General features: G+C 59.5%; 13 protein-coding genes. 11 read left to right on the forward strand and 2 right to left on the reverse strand.

The genetic code is table 11. The annotated features are described in order from the left end of the window. Positions 1 to 730 precede the first annotated feature (730 nt). On the forward strand, positions 731 to 1,021 hold the full coding sequence (locus tag ACQKEN_RS18595) for a hypothetical protein (protein ID WP_427687743.1): 291 nt from the start codon (positions 731 to 733) through the stop codon (positions 1,019 to 1,021). Between the two features lie 8 nt (positions 1,022 to 1,029). Here the strand turns inward: ACQKEN_RS18595 and ACQKEN_RS18600 are convergent, their stop codons facing one another. Beyond that, positions 1,030 to 1,590 (reverse strand): TetR/AcrR family transcriptional regulator, encoded by a 561-nt coding sequence (locus ACQKEN_RS18600; protein WP_427687745.1) that lies wholly within the window; start codon positions 1,588 to 1,590, stop codon positions 1,030 to 1,032. Between the two features lie 94 nt (positions 1,591 to 1,684). Between ACQKEN_RS18600 and ACQKEN_RS18605 the strand changes: the two genes are divergently transcribed. Both ACQKEN_RS18605 and ACQKEN_RS18610 read left to right on the forward strand, forming a co-directional pair. Then, positions 1,685 to 2,425, forward strand: coding sequence for an SDR family oxidoreductase (locus tag ACQKEN_RS18605; RefSeq protein WP_427687747.1), 741 nt, complete (start codon positions 1,685 to 1,687; stop codon positions 2,423 to 2,425). A gap of 63 nt (positions 2,426 to 2,488) precedes the next feature. After that, on the forward strand, positions 2,489 to 3,082 hold the full coding sequence (locus ACQKEN_RS18610; protein ID WP_427687749.1) for a 2-hydroxychromene-2-carboxylate isomerase: 594 nt from the start codon (positions 2,489 to 2,491) through the stop codon (positions 3,080 to 3,082). A gap of 44 nt (positions 3,083 to 3,126) precedes the next feature. Here ACQKEN_RS18610 and ACQKEN_RS18615 read toward each other — a convergent pair whose 3' ends face one another. Continuing rightward, entirely contained in the window at positions 3,127 to 4,935 is a 1,809-nt protein-coding gene (locus tag ACQKEN_RS18615; protein ID WP_427687751.1) for an aminopeptidase P family protein, read from the reverse strand. Positions 4,936 to 5,845: 910 nt separating this feature from the next. Between ACQKEN_RS18615 and ACQKEN_RS18620 the strand changes: the two genes are divergently transcribed. The 8 genes from ACQKEN_RS18620 (at position 5,846) to rfaH (ending at position 14,376) form a co-directional block, all read left to right on the forward strand. After that, positions 5,846 to 6,631: a hypothetical protein gene (locus ACQKEN_RS18620; RefSeq protein ID WP_427687753.1), complete on the forward strand. Its 786-nt coding sequence runs from the start codon at positions 5,846 to 5,848 to the stop codon at positions 6,629 to 6,631. Between the two features lie 102 nt (positions 6,632 to 6,733). After that, a complete protein-coding gene (locus ACQKEN_RS18625) occupies positions 6,734 to 7,855 on the forward strand; it encodes a DegT/DnrJ/EryC1/StrS family aminotransferase (RefSeq protein ID WP_427687755.1) in 1,122 nt (373 codons plus the stop codon). A gap of 42 nt (positions 7,856 to 7,897) precedes the next feature. Next, positions 7,898 to 9,412, forward strand: a complete 1,515-nt coding sequence (locus ACQKEN_RS18630) for a lipopolysaccharide biosynthesis protein (protein ID WP_427687757.1) — start codon at positions 7,898 to 7,900, stop codon at positions 9,410 to 9,412. Positions 9,413 to 9,429: 17 nt separating this feature from the next. Continuing rightward, a complete protein-coding gene (locus ACQKEN_RS18635; RefSeq protein WP_427687759.1) occupies positions 9,430 to 10,359 on the forward strand; it encodes a glycosyltransferase family 2 protein in 930 nt (309 codons plus the stop codon). Next, entirely contained in the window at positions 10,349 to 10,801 is a 453-nt protein-coding gene (locus ACQKEN_RS18640) for a low molecular weight protein-tyrosine-phosphatase (RefSeq protein WP_427687761.1), read from the forward strand. Before ACQKEN_RS18635 ends, ACQKEN_RS18640 begins: the two co-directional genes overlap by 11 nt. Then, positions 10,802 to 13,018, forward strand: coding sequence for a polysaccharide biosynthesis tyrosine autokinase (locus ACQKEN_RS18645; RefSeq protein WP_427687763.1), 2,217 nt, complete (start codon positions 10,802 to 10,804; stop codon positions 13,016 to 13,018). It begins immediately after the preceding gene. Positions 13,019 to 13,045: 27 nt separating this feature from the next. Beyond that, positions 13,046 to 13,846 (forward strand): WbqC family protein, encoded by an 801-nt coding sequence (locus tag ACQKEN_RS18650; RefSeq protein ID WP_427687765.1) that lies wholly within the window; start codon positions 13,046 to 13,048, stop codon positions 13,844 to 13,846. Between the two features lie 5 nt (positions 13,847 to 13,851). Beyond that, complete coding sequence (rfaH, locus tag ACQKEN_RS18655; RefSeq protein WP_074892431.1) at positions 13,852 to 14,376, forward strand: transcription/translation regulatory transformer protein RfaH; 525 nt, start codon at positions 13,852 to 13,854, stop codon at positions 14,374 to 14,376. The last annotated feature ends 40 nt before the right edge of the window (positions 14,377 to 14,416 follow it).

A 14,416-nucleotide genomic window follows, 5' to 3' on the forward strand; every position in this document is an offset into this window, starting at 1 on the left:
TGGAGTAACTTGCGATGCTGATAATCTTGCGACTTCAGTCTTACAGCACAAGCACCCACACGAATTGCTTGATTCAGTTGTTAAAGAGCGGGTGGCTAAGATCTTTCGTCTCAACCGAGGCGCGCATTCTACAGCGTCTCTTGTTTCTGTCAAGCGGTTATTTTAAGAAGTTTTCAAAGTTTCCTTATCAACTTCAACCACTTGCGCTTCGTTCGACTTAGCGTCTCACGTCAGCGGGAGGCGAATTCTACAGCGTTACAACCTGCTGTCAACTGCCTTTTTCACCGCTGTCGATTCAAGCATCTGAACCTAAGCATCCCTCGCTACTTACTTCGTCCAACTCTTTGATTACCAAGGAGTTTTCCTTTTCGTCTGCGCCGGAAGTGGGGCGAATTATAGACACATCCGGAGGGGCGTCAAGCACTTATTTCAACTTAACTACCGAGCACTGCTATTTGGCGCCTTTGCTACTTAACAGACCTCCATCCATAGGTTCTTATAAGGAGGGCAAGCCCTCGTGGACCAGTCCCCGCAGGGCTCGGAGCAACGAGAAGCAGCGCAGCCATCGGCGTGATACACGATGTCACTGGCATTTGTCTCACTATTGAGCGATGTTTAGCCCGTACGCCTTGACAGGGTGCCCTTGCTCCACAAGGACCCGATCGTCGGCGGCAGCATGCGAATTCTGGATAGTCACTGACCGCAACGTGCCGGTCAGGTAAGGATATGAATGAAGTACTTTTTGATGACACTGGCAGCATTGGCTGTCGCTGGATGCGCAGCGACGTCTAAACCAGTCATGGGTAAACGCGGTATTCACATCAACTGCTCGGGCCTGTCGTCCTCTTGGGAGCAGTGCTATGACATGGCGACCAACTCCTGCGTGTCGAAGCAGTACCGTGTGATCGCCAAATCCGGTGACGGCACCGAAGACACAGGGGGCTATCCGCTCGGTCTCAATCCGGCGGGCTACACCAGCCGCAGCATGATCATCATCTGCAAGAAGCCGACTAACCCCTAGTCAGATGCCTACAGCGCATCCACCTGCTGACACAGCAGGTCATGGCTGGCGTTCACCACCCGTTGCTGCAGCTCGGGACTCGCCATCATTCGCGCAATCGTCAGTGCGCCGACGCACTGAGCGATGGCTGCCCAAGCCAGATCTTCGTCCCCAAGCACTTCAGCCCATACCTTATGTAATTCGCACAAACAGTGTTCGGCACGCAGACGGGCGGGTCCTTCTGCGCGGGAAATCTCGGCGCCCAGTGCAGGAATGACACATCCACCAGACGGGTTTTGGACGTGCGACAGTGTCAGGTAATGCCGCAGGCACTGCTTGATTCTGTCCCTGGTCAGTTTTTCATCGCCACCGAGTAACGCCAGGCTGCGGCTCAACTCGCGCTCGACGATTGCCTGAAACAAATCATCCTTCGAAGAGAAGTGGCTATAGAAAGCCCCGCCGGTAAGGCCTACGGCTTTCATCAGACCGTCCACTCCCATCGGCGCGAAGCCCTTCTCCTTAACCAGAGAGGCACTGCTGTCCAGCAGGGCGCGCCGAGTTTGCTCTTTATGGTCGGCCGAATAGCGCATTGTTCCCCCTTTTTACTTGAATGAGTGCCTTGACGCCTTCGCGACCCTAGCATAACGTCCGTTAAGTAAACGATCGTTTAATAAAGGAATCGCGATGACCGTTACCTCGAATAACAAGAAAGTCGTTCTGGTTATAGGTGCAGGCGACGCAACGGGAGGCGCGATTGCCAAACGCTTCGCCCGGGAGGGTTACGTGGCGTGCGTCACTCGCAGGAGCGCCGACAAGCTTCAGCCTCTGGTGGACTCGATTCGGCAGAGCGGCGGCGAAGCCCACGGATTCGCCTCGGATGCACGCAAGGAAGACGACGTGGTAGCGCTGGTTGAGCAGATCGAGAACGAGATCGGCCCTATCGAGGCGTTCGTTTTCAATATCGGCGCCAATGTGCCGTGCAGCATTCTTGAAGAGACGACGCGCAAGTATTTCAAGATCTGGGAAATGGCGTGCTTCTCCGGATTCCTGAATGCCCGGGAGGTTGCGCTGCGAATGGCCAAACGCAAACGCGGAACCCTTCTGTTCACCGGGGCGACTGCAGGCCTGCGCGGCGCTGCCCATTTTGCGGCCTTCGCCGGCGCCAAGCACGGGCTACGGGCACTGGCGCAAAGCATGGCGCGTGAACTGGGGCCGATGAACATTCATGTGGCTCACGTGGTGGTAGACGGCGCGATCGACACTGACTTCATCCGCACTCAGTTTCCCGAACGCTACGCACTGAAGGATGAGGACGGCATCCTCGACCCTGAACACATCGCAGAGAATTACTGGTACCTGCACAGCCAGCCCCGGGACGCATGGACGTTCGAGCTGGACCTGCGCCCCTGGAACGAACGCTGGTAGACCCGGGCGTCTGCGAATCACTTGGGACGTGCCCTTACCTATATAAGAAGAAGGAATGCAACGATGAGCCGAAGCGTGGAGTTTTACTTCGATGTGGGCAGCCCGACCAGTTACCTGGCCTACATCCAATTGCGAAAGATCTGTGATGAGACGTCAGCGACGTTGATCTACCGCCCGATCTTGCTGGGCGCGGTGTTAAAAGCGACAGGCAATGCATCGCCCAACGACGTGCCTGCAAAAGCGCGTTACTCCATCAAGGATCTGGCACGGTTCGCCAAGCGCTACCAAGTCCCACTCACCTTCAACCCCCACTTCCCGATCAACACGCTGAGCCTGATGCGCGTGTTAACTGCGGCACAGATGCTCCAGCCACAACGGTTCATTGAATTGCTGGAAATCACTTTCAGGGCGATGTGGGTAGACGCGCGGGACCTGAACGATCCTGAGGCGTTGTCAGATGCGCTTATGAGGGCTGGTTTTGATCCGGCAGAAATCCTTGGCTGGGTCAGCAACCCCAGCGTCAAGGACCAGCTGAAAATCAATACCGAAGAAGCCGTTGCACGAGGCGTGTTTGGGGCCCCGAGCATGTTCGTCGACGACGAGCTCTATTTCGGTCAGGACCGACTCGATTTCGTCCGGGAAGCGCTAACCCGATAACCCGCCAGTAATGCCACCGCCAAAAAGGGCGGTAGCATTCCGGGTCAAACTGCCGCTGTCCGACCTTCCAACCAGGCCAACGCGGCGCCCTCCACGAGTGGACTGAGGCGCTGCCTGACCTGAGCGTGGTATTCGTTCAGCCATTCACGCTCATCTTGCGTCAGCAGGCCGATTTCAAGGCAGCGCGTGTCTATCGGACACAGCGTGAGGGTCTCGAACTTGAGAAACTCGCCAAACTCGGTCTTGCCCGCTTCCTGATTGATCACCAGGTTTTCAATGCGCACACCCCACTGCCCCGGCCGATACGTGCCGGGCTCGATCGACGTGATCATCCCCGGCTGCATCGCGGTCTGCGGCGTGGCGGCAGCCTGATAGGCAATCACCTGCGGACCTTCGTGCACGTTGAGAAAGTAACCGACGCCGTGACCGGTGCCGTGACCGTAGTTAACGCCCTCGGCCCAGATCGGCGCGCGAGCGATCGAGTCAAGCAATGGCGAAAGAATACCTCGGGGAAAATGCGCCCGGGACAGCGCGATCACGCCCTTTAGAACGCGCGTGCAGTCGCGCTTCTGCTCAACCGTCGGAGTGCCGACGGGCACCATCCGGGTGATATCCGTCGTACCGCCCAGGTACTGACCGCCGGAGTCGATCAGCAGCAGGCCATCACCTTCGATTTGCGCGTGCTCTTCTTCGGTGGCGCGGTAGTGAGGCATGGCCCCGTTGCCGTTGAAGCCGGCGATGGTGGCGAAACTCTGGGACACGTAGCCCGGCCGACGGGCCCGCGCTGCGCTGAGTTTTTCGTCGATGGTCAGTTCGCTGACGGGCTCTTTGCCCAGCGCTGAATCCAGCCAAGCGAAGAACTCGCACAGCGCCGCGCCATCCTGCTCCATCGCCTGACGGATATGCCCGGTGTCAGCGGCGCTTTTCTGAGATTTGAACAGCGTGGTGGGGTTGAGGCCTTCGACCAGCGTGACTTCGCTGTCGAGGTAATCCAGCAGACCACAGGTGACCCGCGCCGGATCCACCAGCAGCCGCGCATCTTTGGGCACGTTACGCAACGCGGTGCCAATGCGCGTGTACTCGTGCAGGGTAATGCCGTCTTGCTCCAAAGTGCTGCGCAACGCGGCGTCGACCTTCTCTGACGCGACGAACAGGTTGATGCTGTTCGGGCCGATCAGGGCGAAGGAGATGAACACCGGGTTGTAGGAGACGTCCGCGCCGCGCAGGTTAAACAGCCAGGCGATGTCGTCCAGCGTGGCGAGGAAATGCCAGTCCGCGCCGCGCTCGGCCATCACCGTGCGCAGTCTTTTCAGCTTGTCAGAGCGGGTTTCGGTGGCGTGGGGCGCCGCGTGCTCATAAATAGCCTGGGCCGGCAACGCAGGACGGTCATCCCACAGCTCCGTTAATGGATCGAGGTCGGTACGAAGCCGCGCGCCTTTTTCGTACAGATTGGCAGCCAGCGTACGCGACGACGCCACGGCCAGTACCGCACCATCCACCGCGACGACGGAATCTGTCTTGGCTTGGTCGGCGAGCCATTCAAGCGGGCCCGTCTGACCCGGCTGCAACTTGACCAACTCAATGCCGCTGCCTGCCAGTTCCTTGCTCGCCTGCTCCCAATAACGGCTGTCGGCCCACAGACCAGCGAAGTCCCGGGTGATGATCAGGGTGCCGACGGAGCCGTGGAAGCCGGACAGCCACTGCCGGCCTTGCCAGTAACCCGGCAGATATTCAGAGAGATGAGGGTCGGCCGACGGCACCAGCCAGGCGTCGATGCCTTCACGGCTCATCAGGGCGCGCGCCTGCGCAAGGCGTTGCATCGCCACTCCAGTGGTTTTCGACTGCGTATTCATTGAATCTCCTGGTGACCCGAATTGTTTGCATCGCAGACCCGGATAATGGAGCAGCGATCAAGCCTGAGCAACCGCAGCGCCGCCTCCACCCAGGACGCGGCAACGGCGCGCTCGGGCAAATGCATTGCGTACCGATGGGATCTGCGGACTGATCACTTACTTAGCCACGCTGATTTATATATAACCGAACACAGTTTTATCTATAAAAGTGCAACACTGCCATGCTTGCTTAATTGACCCATTCAAACTCGACTAATAATTACCGCTGCGTGTCATTACGTTTGAATGACGCGTTGAATAATCGAGCGCCATAAAACCGTTGCCCCCTCCCTGCGCCCAAGTTCTGACGTTGGAAAAATGTCTTCCTCGTCATTTCTGGTTGCCGAAGAGCGCGTCGTGGCGGGCGCCTAAAAAGCGTCGCGCACCACAAGAGGGCGGCGATGTTTTATTGACTCCTTTTAAAATCAATGACTTAGCCATTCTGATCATCCGCTTATCAAAAATTTAACAGAATGATGGCGAAATAATTTGACAGAAAGTCCGCCTCCGTCGATATATAGGCATGTCCAATGTTTTCCCGTTTTTGCAGTGCGGCCCTAGAGCTGCGCGCCGAGAGCATTCCGACTTAATTACCCTGCGACTGCCCTGGAAGTTAAAGAATCAAACGGTGTGAAATCAGCGCCGGTGGGCAGTTTTTGGTTCAAAGAAAGCTTTTTCGAATGACTGAATGTGCTCGGTCGGGCGGTAGCTTTGCCCAACGCTTTAGTCAGCCAATGCTGAATGAAGCCACCGTTTGAATGCACACCTTATGTAGTACGACGGCAGGATCTGCAGATTCGGGCGGTAGCGTGCCTGAAGCGCAATTCGCCCCCTGCCCTGCACTCCTCACTCTCTCCGAGGGCCTGATGCAATGCCTTTATCTTTCGACATGGATGAGCAGCTGGTTCAGCGTCTGGCTGACGAAATCGATACCAACGGCTTTGCAAAACTGAACGCGGCCGTGCCTGACGCGGACCTGCAGCAGTTGCGGGCGTGGACTGACCAGCAGGCGCGCAAACACAAGGGCGAATACTTTGCCTACCACGGCGAAGCGGCACTGAGCGAAAGCCTGCTGGCGAGCTACTGGTCTGATCCGCGTTTCAAAACGCTGCTCGGTCGCCTCTATAAGCACGCGGCTCACCGTGACGCCGCCAGCGACCGCATCTTTCCGGTGCTGCGCTGCGTGCAGGGCAATCAGGGCAAGCGCGAATCCAACAGCTTCCATTACGACGCCAGCCTGGTGACCGCGCTGATCCCGGTGTTCATCCCCAGCGAAGGCGAAGGACGCGGCGACCTGATGCTGTTTCCGAACATCCGCCGGGTGCGCTCATGGGTGGTGTTCAACGTGATCGAGAAAGCCCTGCTGCAGAACAAGATCACCCGCGGCTGGATCATCAAAGGCATGCAACGCAACTGGCTCAAGCCGTATGTGCTGCGCCTGGAGCCGGGCAGCGTTTATTTCTTCTGGGGTTATCGCAGCCTGCACGCCAACCAGGCCTGCCGGCCGGACGTGAAGCGCGCCACCGCGCTCTTCCACTTCGGCGACCCCCATGCAGGCAGCCTCGCCACCCGGTTGATCCTGAAAATCAATCAGGGCCGCGCGCGGCGGATGAGCAGCAAGGCAGGCAGCCCGCCGCCGGCGTCCACCCCGAACTGATTTCGCTCGAACCTGGCGTTGACCGCCCGACGCCAGACAGGCGCCGCCGCATCACTGCCCCGAAAGCCTTTTAAAAGCTTCGCATCTGAAATGGAGAATTCGATGATCAACGTCACCAAGACCTACCTGGGCGATATCGACAAGTTCAAAGGCTACGTCGAGGGCATTTATGCGCGCGGCTGGCTGACCAACCACGGGCCGCTGGTGTGCGAGCTCGAACAGCGGTTGAAAGATTATCTGGGCGTCAAGCACGTCATCCTTACCAACAACGGCACCCTCGCCTTGCAAGTCGCCTACCGCGCGCTGGGTTTGAGCGGCAGCGCAGTGACCACGCCGTTCAGCTTCGTCGCCACCAGCAGTTCGCTGCAGTGGGAAGGGATTCGCCCGATCTTCGCCGACATCGACGCGCAGACCTGGAACATTTCGCCCGAGCACATCGAAAGCCGCATCGTCTCCGACACCACCGCCATTGTCGGCACCCACGTCTTCGGCAACCCGTGCGCCGTTGAGCGCATCGAAGAAATCGCCCGTCGGCGCAATCTGAAAGTCGTGTACGACGGCGCCCACGCCTTTGCCGTGCGTCACGCCGGCCAGTCGGTGCTCAACTGGGGCGACGTCAGCACCCTGAGCTTCCACGCCACCAAGCTGTTTCACACCATCGAAGGCGGCGCGATCATCACCAACGATGACGAAACGGCGCGCCGCGCTCACCTGCTGTGCAACTTCGGCATCGTCGACGTCGACAAGATCGACGGCATCGGCATCAACGCCAAGCTCAACGAATTCTCCGCCGCGATGGGCCTGTGCATTCTCGACGACATCGAGAACATTCTTCAGGAACGCGCTGAAATTGCTGACCGCTACACCACCCGCCTGGGCGACTACGTCGACCTGCAGCGGCCGGAAAACAACAGCGAGCTCAACCACAGCTACTACCCGATCGCTTTGCGCGACGAACCACAGCTGCTGCGTTTGCGTTCGGCGCTGAACACCAACGGCATCAACCCGCGCCGCTACTTCTATCCGTCGCTGGACACCCTTGAATACCTGCAGCCGCAAGCGGCGCAAACCGCTTCGCGTTCATTGAGCGAGCGCGTGCTGTGTCTGCCGATTTACCCCGGCCTGCTGCGCGACGATCAGGACCGCGTGATCAACACGGTGATCGCCGAAACCAGCGCCGCCCACTCGCCGTACCGTGTGCCGTCACTCGCGCAGGTCATGTAACACCATCGCGCCATTCACCCCGTTTCGCCGGAAGGACTTTCGATGCCAACCAAGCGCTCAGTCATACGCAACACTGCGTTGAGCTATGCAGGCCAGGCCTACACGCTGCTCGTGGGGATCCTGATCATGCCGTTCTACCTCGGCCACATGGGCGCCGAGGCATACGGGCTGATCGGGTTCTTCTCGGTGCTGCAGGCCTGGCTGCAATTGCTGGACGCAGGGTTGTCACCGAGTCTGGTCAGGGCGGTGGCGCACCGCCAGGGCAGCGATGGACTGGATCGCTACACCGGTCGCCTGCTGCGTTCATTCGAGATCATCTTCCTGCCACTGGCGGGTTTCTGCTGCGTGGCGATGTACGCCGGCAGCGAATGGATTGCAGTGCATTGGCTCAATGCTCAGCAATTGTCCACCGAGACGCTGGTGCAGTGCATTGGGCTGATGGGCATCGTCATCGCCCTGCGCTTGTTTTCCACGCTTTATAAAAGCGGGATTCAAGGCCTTGAACAGCATGCATGGCTGAACATCGCCAACGTGATCATCGCCACGCTGCGCTACTTCGGCGGCCTGCTGCTGGTGAGCACGATTTCCAACGACCCGGTGCACTTCTTCGAATTCCAGGCGCTGGTGGGCTTGATAGAAGCGTTGATCTTCGCGGCCCGTGCCTATCAGCAAATGCCGACGCCGTCGCCGCTGACCGGTTTCGACTGGGATCTGGTCAAGCCGATCATCCCGTTCGCGGCGAGCATGTCCGGCACCGCAGTGCTGTGGATCGTGCTGACCCAGATCGACAAGGTGCTGCTCTCCGAGCTTCTGCCGCTCGATGAATACGGTTATTTCTCGCTGGTGGCGCTGATCACCACCGGGATCATGATGCTCTCCAACCCGCTGGCGCAGACGTTACTGCCGCGCCTCACCGTGTTGATGGCCGAAGGGCGCCGGGATGACATGCATCAGCTGTATCTGGCGGCCAACCGGTTTGTGTGCACGTTCCTGTTTCCCCTCGCGGCGCTGATCGCGCTGCACGCCGACGAAATGGTGTTTGCCTGGTCGGGCGATCGCCCTGCCGCCGACTGGAGCCGGACGATTCTGCCGTGGTACTCGCTGGGCAGCGCCATCATGGCGGTCAGCGCGTTCCAGTTTTATCTGCAATACGCCTATGGGCGCATGCACCTGCACGTCTGGTACAGCATCGTTTCGGCGCTGGTCACCGTCCCGGTGATGTTTCTGGCGATTCGCGGTTATGGCGCTTACGGCGCGGCAATTGCCTGGTTCGTGTTGCGGGTGGTGTCCTTCGCCATCTGGCCGGTCATCGTCCACCAACGACTGGCCCCGGGCATTCACAGCCAATGGCTGCGCGACATCATCCGCATCAGCGTGATGACCGGCGTGGGCCTGGCGATCACCGAGCCGTTGCTGCGCCTGATCGCCAATGAAAACCGCCTCAGCATCTTCCTGGGTCTGGCCGTCTGCGGCCTGCTCACGCTGCTGATTGTGGCCGCCAGCTACAAACCGCTGGTGATGAAGATTTCCGTTCTGTTCAGCAAACCCAGTGTTTAACTGCGAGTACCCAAGCCATGGATGCTATTAGCAATAAGACGAGCTCTTCGCCGTCCGCCGCGCCCTTGGTCAGCATCGTCTGCCCAGCCTATAACCAGGAAGCCTACGTCGCACAGACGCTGGAAGGCTTTCTGATGCAGCAAACCACGTTCGCCTTCGAAATCCTGGTGAACGACGATGCCTCCACGGACGGCACCGCCCGCATCATTGCCGATTACGTCAAACGCTTCCCGACGCTGATCCGCCCCTTCTATCACGAGACCAATCAGTACTCGCAGAACAACCCGCCGGTGCCGCGTCTGTTCGGCGAAGCCCGGGGCCGCTACATCGCCTACTGCGAAGGCGATGATTACTGGACTGACCCGCGCAAGCTGCAGATTCAGGTGGATTTCCTCGAGAACAACCCGGATTACGTGCTGACCTACCACGACGCGATCCCTTTCGACATCAGCGGCCAGTACCCGATTCAGCTGCAAGGCAAGCTGCGCGGGGATGCCACGGCGCTGGAGCTGCAGAAGGCGCGGCCGGTGTCGACGCTGACCACGGTGTTCCGCAACGTGTTCGATGCGTTGCCGCCCGAGCTGCGGGCGGCGCCACTCAACGATCTGGTCTGGTGGTCGCTGCTCGGTGCCTACGGCAAGGGCAAATTCATGGGCGAGGTCAAGCCGGCCATGTACCGCTTGCACCCGGGCGGCGTGTTTTCGATGCGCTCCAACAAACGCAAGCTGCACATGGCGCTGCAGACCTCCGGCGCGCTGGCCAACTACTACAACCGACTCGGCAATCAGGAGCTGTATGAGCATTTTCTGATGGAGCTGGTCGAGTACTCGCTGTCGGCGATCACCCCGAAACGCAAGATGCAGACGCTCCTGGCGGTCGGGCAGAACTTCAGCACCAACATCAGCAAGAGACTGATGACGAGCCTCAGCAAAGGTCATGTTCAATAACGTACTGGTGGTCTGCGTCGGCAATATCTGTCGCAGCCCCATGGCCGAAGCCATGTTCCGACAACGCGTGCCGAACGCGCGCATCCAGATCTCGTCGGCCGGTATTCACGCCATGCTCAGTTCCACCATCGATCCGCTGGCTCAGGCCGTCCTGCAGGTCAACGGCGTCCCCGCCCACAAACATCGAAGCCGTCAGATCGATCGGCAGATGCTCCACGAAGCAGAGCTGATTCTGGTCATGGAGCATCGTCAGACCCAGAGCGTCCTCAAGCTGGCCCCCGAGGTACGCGGCAAGACGTTTCTGATTGGCAAATGGCAACAAGAGCTGGAAATAGCCGATCCCTACCGGCGCCCGAAACTAGCCTTTGAACAGACCTACGAGCTGCTTTCGCGTTGTGTCGACGACTGGCTTCCTTATCTTCAGTCAGGAGATCCAAGATAAATGACCGCTATGAACCGTACTTCTCTGGACGAGGTCCAGGACTCCCGGATCGATTTGGCGACTATCTTGCGCACACTTTTCGATCACAAAGGATTGATTGCGTCGATTGTCGGCATCTGCGTCCTGCTCGGCGCCACCTACGCGATTCTGGCCACGCCGATCTTCCAGGCCAACGCGATGATTCAGATCGAGCCGCGCAAAGTCGGCATCGAGGGCCGCACCGAAGTCTCCAGCAAGCCGCTGTCGGTTTCCCAGGCGACCACCGAGATCGAGCTGATCAAATCCCGCGCAGTGCTGGGCAAGGTCGTTGATGACCTCAAGCTGTACATCGTGCAAAAGCCCAAATACATCCCGGGGCTGGGCAGCTACATGGCGCGTCGGTTCAAGCCGGAGCGTGAAGGCGCGCTGGCCGATCCGATGTTCGGACTGAACAGCTACGCTTGGGGCGGCGAGAAACTCGACGTCTTCCAGCTGGAGGTGCCGGACGCACTGCTGGGCGAAAAGATGACCATGGTGGCAGGCAAGCCTGGCACCTTCACCCTGTATGACGAAGACCGCAACAAGCTGCTCAGCGGCCCGGTGGGTCAGACCGTCGAAGGCAGCGGCATCAAAATCCAGGTGGCTGCGCTCAATGCCCGTCCCGGCACCGAGTTCACCGTGGCGCGTCAACGCACCCTGACCACCGCGCTGGATTATCAGGACCGTCTGAAAATCATGGAAGCGGGCAAGGATTCCGGGATCGTCTATCTGTCGATTCAGGACCCCGACCCGGCACTGGCCAAGCGCATCCTCAACGAAGTCAGCCGTCTGTATGTGCGTCAGAACGTCGAGCGCAGTTCGGCCGAAGCTGCCCAGCGTCTGGAGTTCCTGCGTTCGCAACTGCCCGCCGTGCGCAAGCAGCTGGAACAGTCGGAAATCGCGCTGAACAACTTCCAGATGGGCGCCAAGTCGGTTGACCTGAGCGTTGAAACCAAGTCGGTTCTGGATCAGGTGGTCAAGCTGGAAGGCACCCTGTCGGACCTGAAAATGAAGCGCGTCGACGTCGAGCGTCTGTACACCCCGGAGCATCCGACCTACCGCGCCCTGATGACACAGATCGGCCAGGTTGAATCCCAGAAAGCCGCGCTGCTGAAGAAGATCGAAGCCCTGCCGGCCACGCAACAAGAGTTGCTGCGTCTGAACCGCGACATGCAGGTCACCTCGCAGACCTACACCCTGTTGCTGGACAAGAGCCAGGAGCAGGACATTCTGCGCGCCGGCAGCATCGGCAACGTACGCATCATCGACAACGCCGACGCCAACGTCGAAGAGCCGGTCAAGCCGATGCGCAAGATCATCGTGCTGGTTGCCGCCCTGATCGGTCTGCTGCTGGCCGTTGCCACCGTGTTTGTGCGCCAGGCGTTCTATCGCGGCGTGGACAACCCGGAAGTCATCGAAAACCTGGGCATGCCGGTGTATGCGTCGCTGCCGTATTCGCGCCTGCAGGAACGCATGGAGAAAGCCGCCCAAAGCCGTTCGGCGAGCAAGGAACCGCGCCTGCTCAGCGTCAGCGCGCCGACCGAACTGGCGATCGAAGCGTTGCGCAGCCTGCGCACCAGCCTGCACTTCGCCATGCTTGAAGCCCGCAACAACGTGCTGATGATTTCCAGCCCGACGCCGGGCGTGGGCAAGTCGTTCGTCTCCAGCAACCTGGCGGTGATCATTGCGCAGACCGGCAAACGCGTGTTGCTGATCGACGCCGACATGCGCAAAGGCTACCTGCACAAGATGTTCAACCTGACGCCCAAGCACGGTTTGTCGGACACCCTCGCCGCGCGTCTGGGCAGCAAGGAAGTCATCAACCACACCGAAGTGCGCAACCTGGACTTCATCTCCTGCGGTTACGCGGCGCCCAACCCGTCCGAGCTGTTGATGCACGACAACTTCAACAAAATGATCAGCGAGCTGTCGCCGCTGTATGACCTGGTGATCATCGACACCCCGCCGATCCTGGCGGTGACCGATGCCACCCTGGTCGGCCGTCAGTCGGGCACCTGCCTGCTGGTGACCCGCTTCGGCCTGAGCACGGCCAAGGAAATCGAAGCGTGCAAGCGCCGCCTGATGCACAACGGCATTCTGATCAAGGGTGCGATCTTCAACGGTGTCCTGCGCAAGGCGTCGACCGCCGACTACGACTGCGCCGCGTACGGTTACGACTACACCACGGTCCGCAAGTAAATCGACACGCACGCCAAGGAGATACACATGGCCAGGACCCTTGCAGTGATGCAGCCCTATCTGTTTCCGTACCTGGGTTACTTTCAGCTCATTGCCGCCGCAGACGTGTTCGTCCTGGGAGACGATCTGCAGTATGTGCGGTCCGGCTGGGTCAATCGCAACCGCATCCTGCACAACGACGAAGCGAAGCTGATCACCTTCCCGTTGAAGAAAGACCGCTTTCAGTTGCAGATCAATCAGCGCCAACTGTGCGAGCACTTCAGCGATGAGGCGCTGCGGCTGATCGATCTGCTCGCCGAGAGTTACCGGGAGGCGCCGTACTTTGCGCAGGTCATGCCGCTGCTGGAGCGGTTGATCCGTTTCCCGCAGCAGAACATCGCGCTGTATGCCGAACACGCAATCCGTGAAATGTGTGCTTATCTACACATCGTGACGCCGATCCTGCGCAGCTCGGACCTTATACTGGGTAGCGCTGCGGACAAGCAGGAGCGCATCATCCGCATCGCTCACACGTTTGAAGCCACCACGTTCATTACTCCGGAAGGCGGATCGGTCATCTATGACCGTGACCACTTCGCCCGCAACGGTTTGCTGGTGCGGTTCTTCCGGATGAACCCGGTGGTGTATCGGCAGTTCCGGCAACCTTTCGTCGCCAACTTGTCGATCATCGATGTGCTGATGTTCAACTGCGTCGAGCAGGTGCAGCAGATGTTGACCGAATACGGGCTGGACAAGAATCCACCCTGCGCGGGGCCGGGCATGATGCACGGGCTGGCGCAAAAACCTGACGTTGTCCTGACCGGGTCTCACCGGATCGCAGTGGAGTGAAGTGTATGTCTGAAGTCGTCAATAGCGCCTGTGGCTCCGCGCGCTGGTATCTCATCCAGACCAAACCCCGCCAGGAAGCACGTGCCGCAGAGCACCTGCAACGTCAGCAATTCGAGTGCTACCGCCCGGTCAAGCACGGCGAGAAAAAACGCGGCTCACGGGCACCGGCCGAAGAAGAGCTGTTCCCCGGCTATCTGTTCATCCACATGGATCAGGCCAGCGACAACTGGTACCCGATCCGCTCGACCCGAGGCGTGGCGCGCATCGTCACCTTCGGCGGCATGCCGGTTCCGGTGCAGGATGAGCTGATCGAGCAGATCCGTCAGCGTCTGCTGGCACCGCCGGCCAGGGTGGCCTTTCAAGAAGGTGAAACGGTGCGGATCACGGCCGAGGGCTTCAACGACGTCGAAGCGATCTTCCTCGCGGCCGACGGTGATGAACGTGCGGTGATTCTGCTCAACCTGCTGCAGCGGGAGCAGAAGGTCACCCTGCCGGTCAGCAGCCTGTCGCGCATGCAAGCGCAGGCCTGATCCCCAGGCTTTGACGAAGCCCCACCGCCTTTTAGCGTCG

The sequence above is a fragment of the Pseudomonas sp. NPDC078416 genome (assembly GCF_050268485.1).
Taxonomy (GTDB): Bacteria; Pseudomonadota; Gammaproteobacteria; order Pseudomonadales; family Pseudomonadaceae; genus Aquipseudomonas.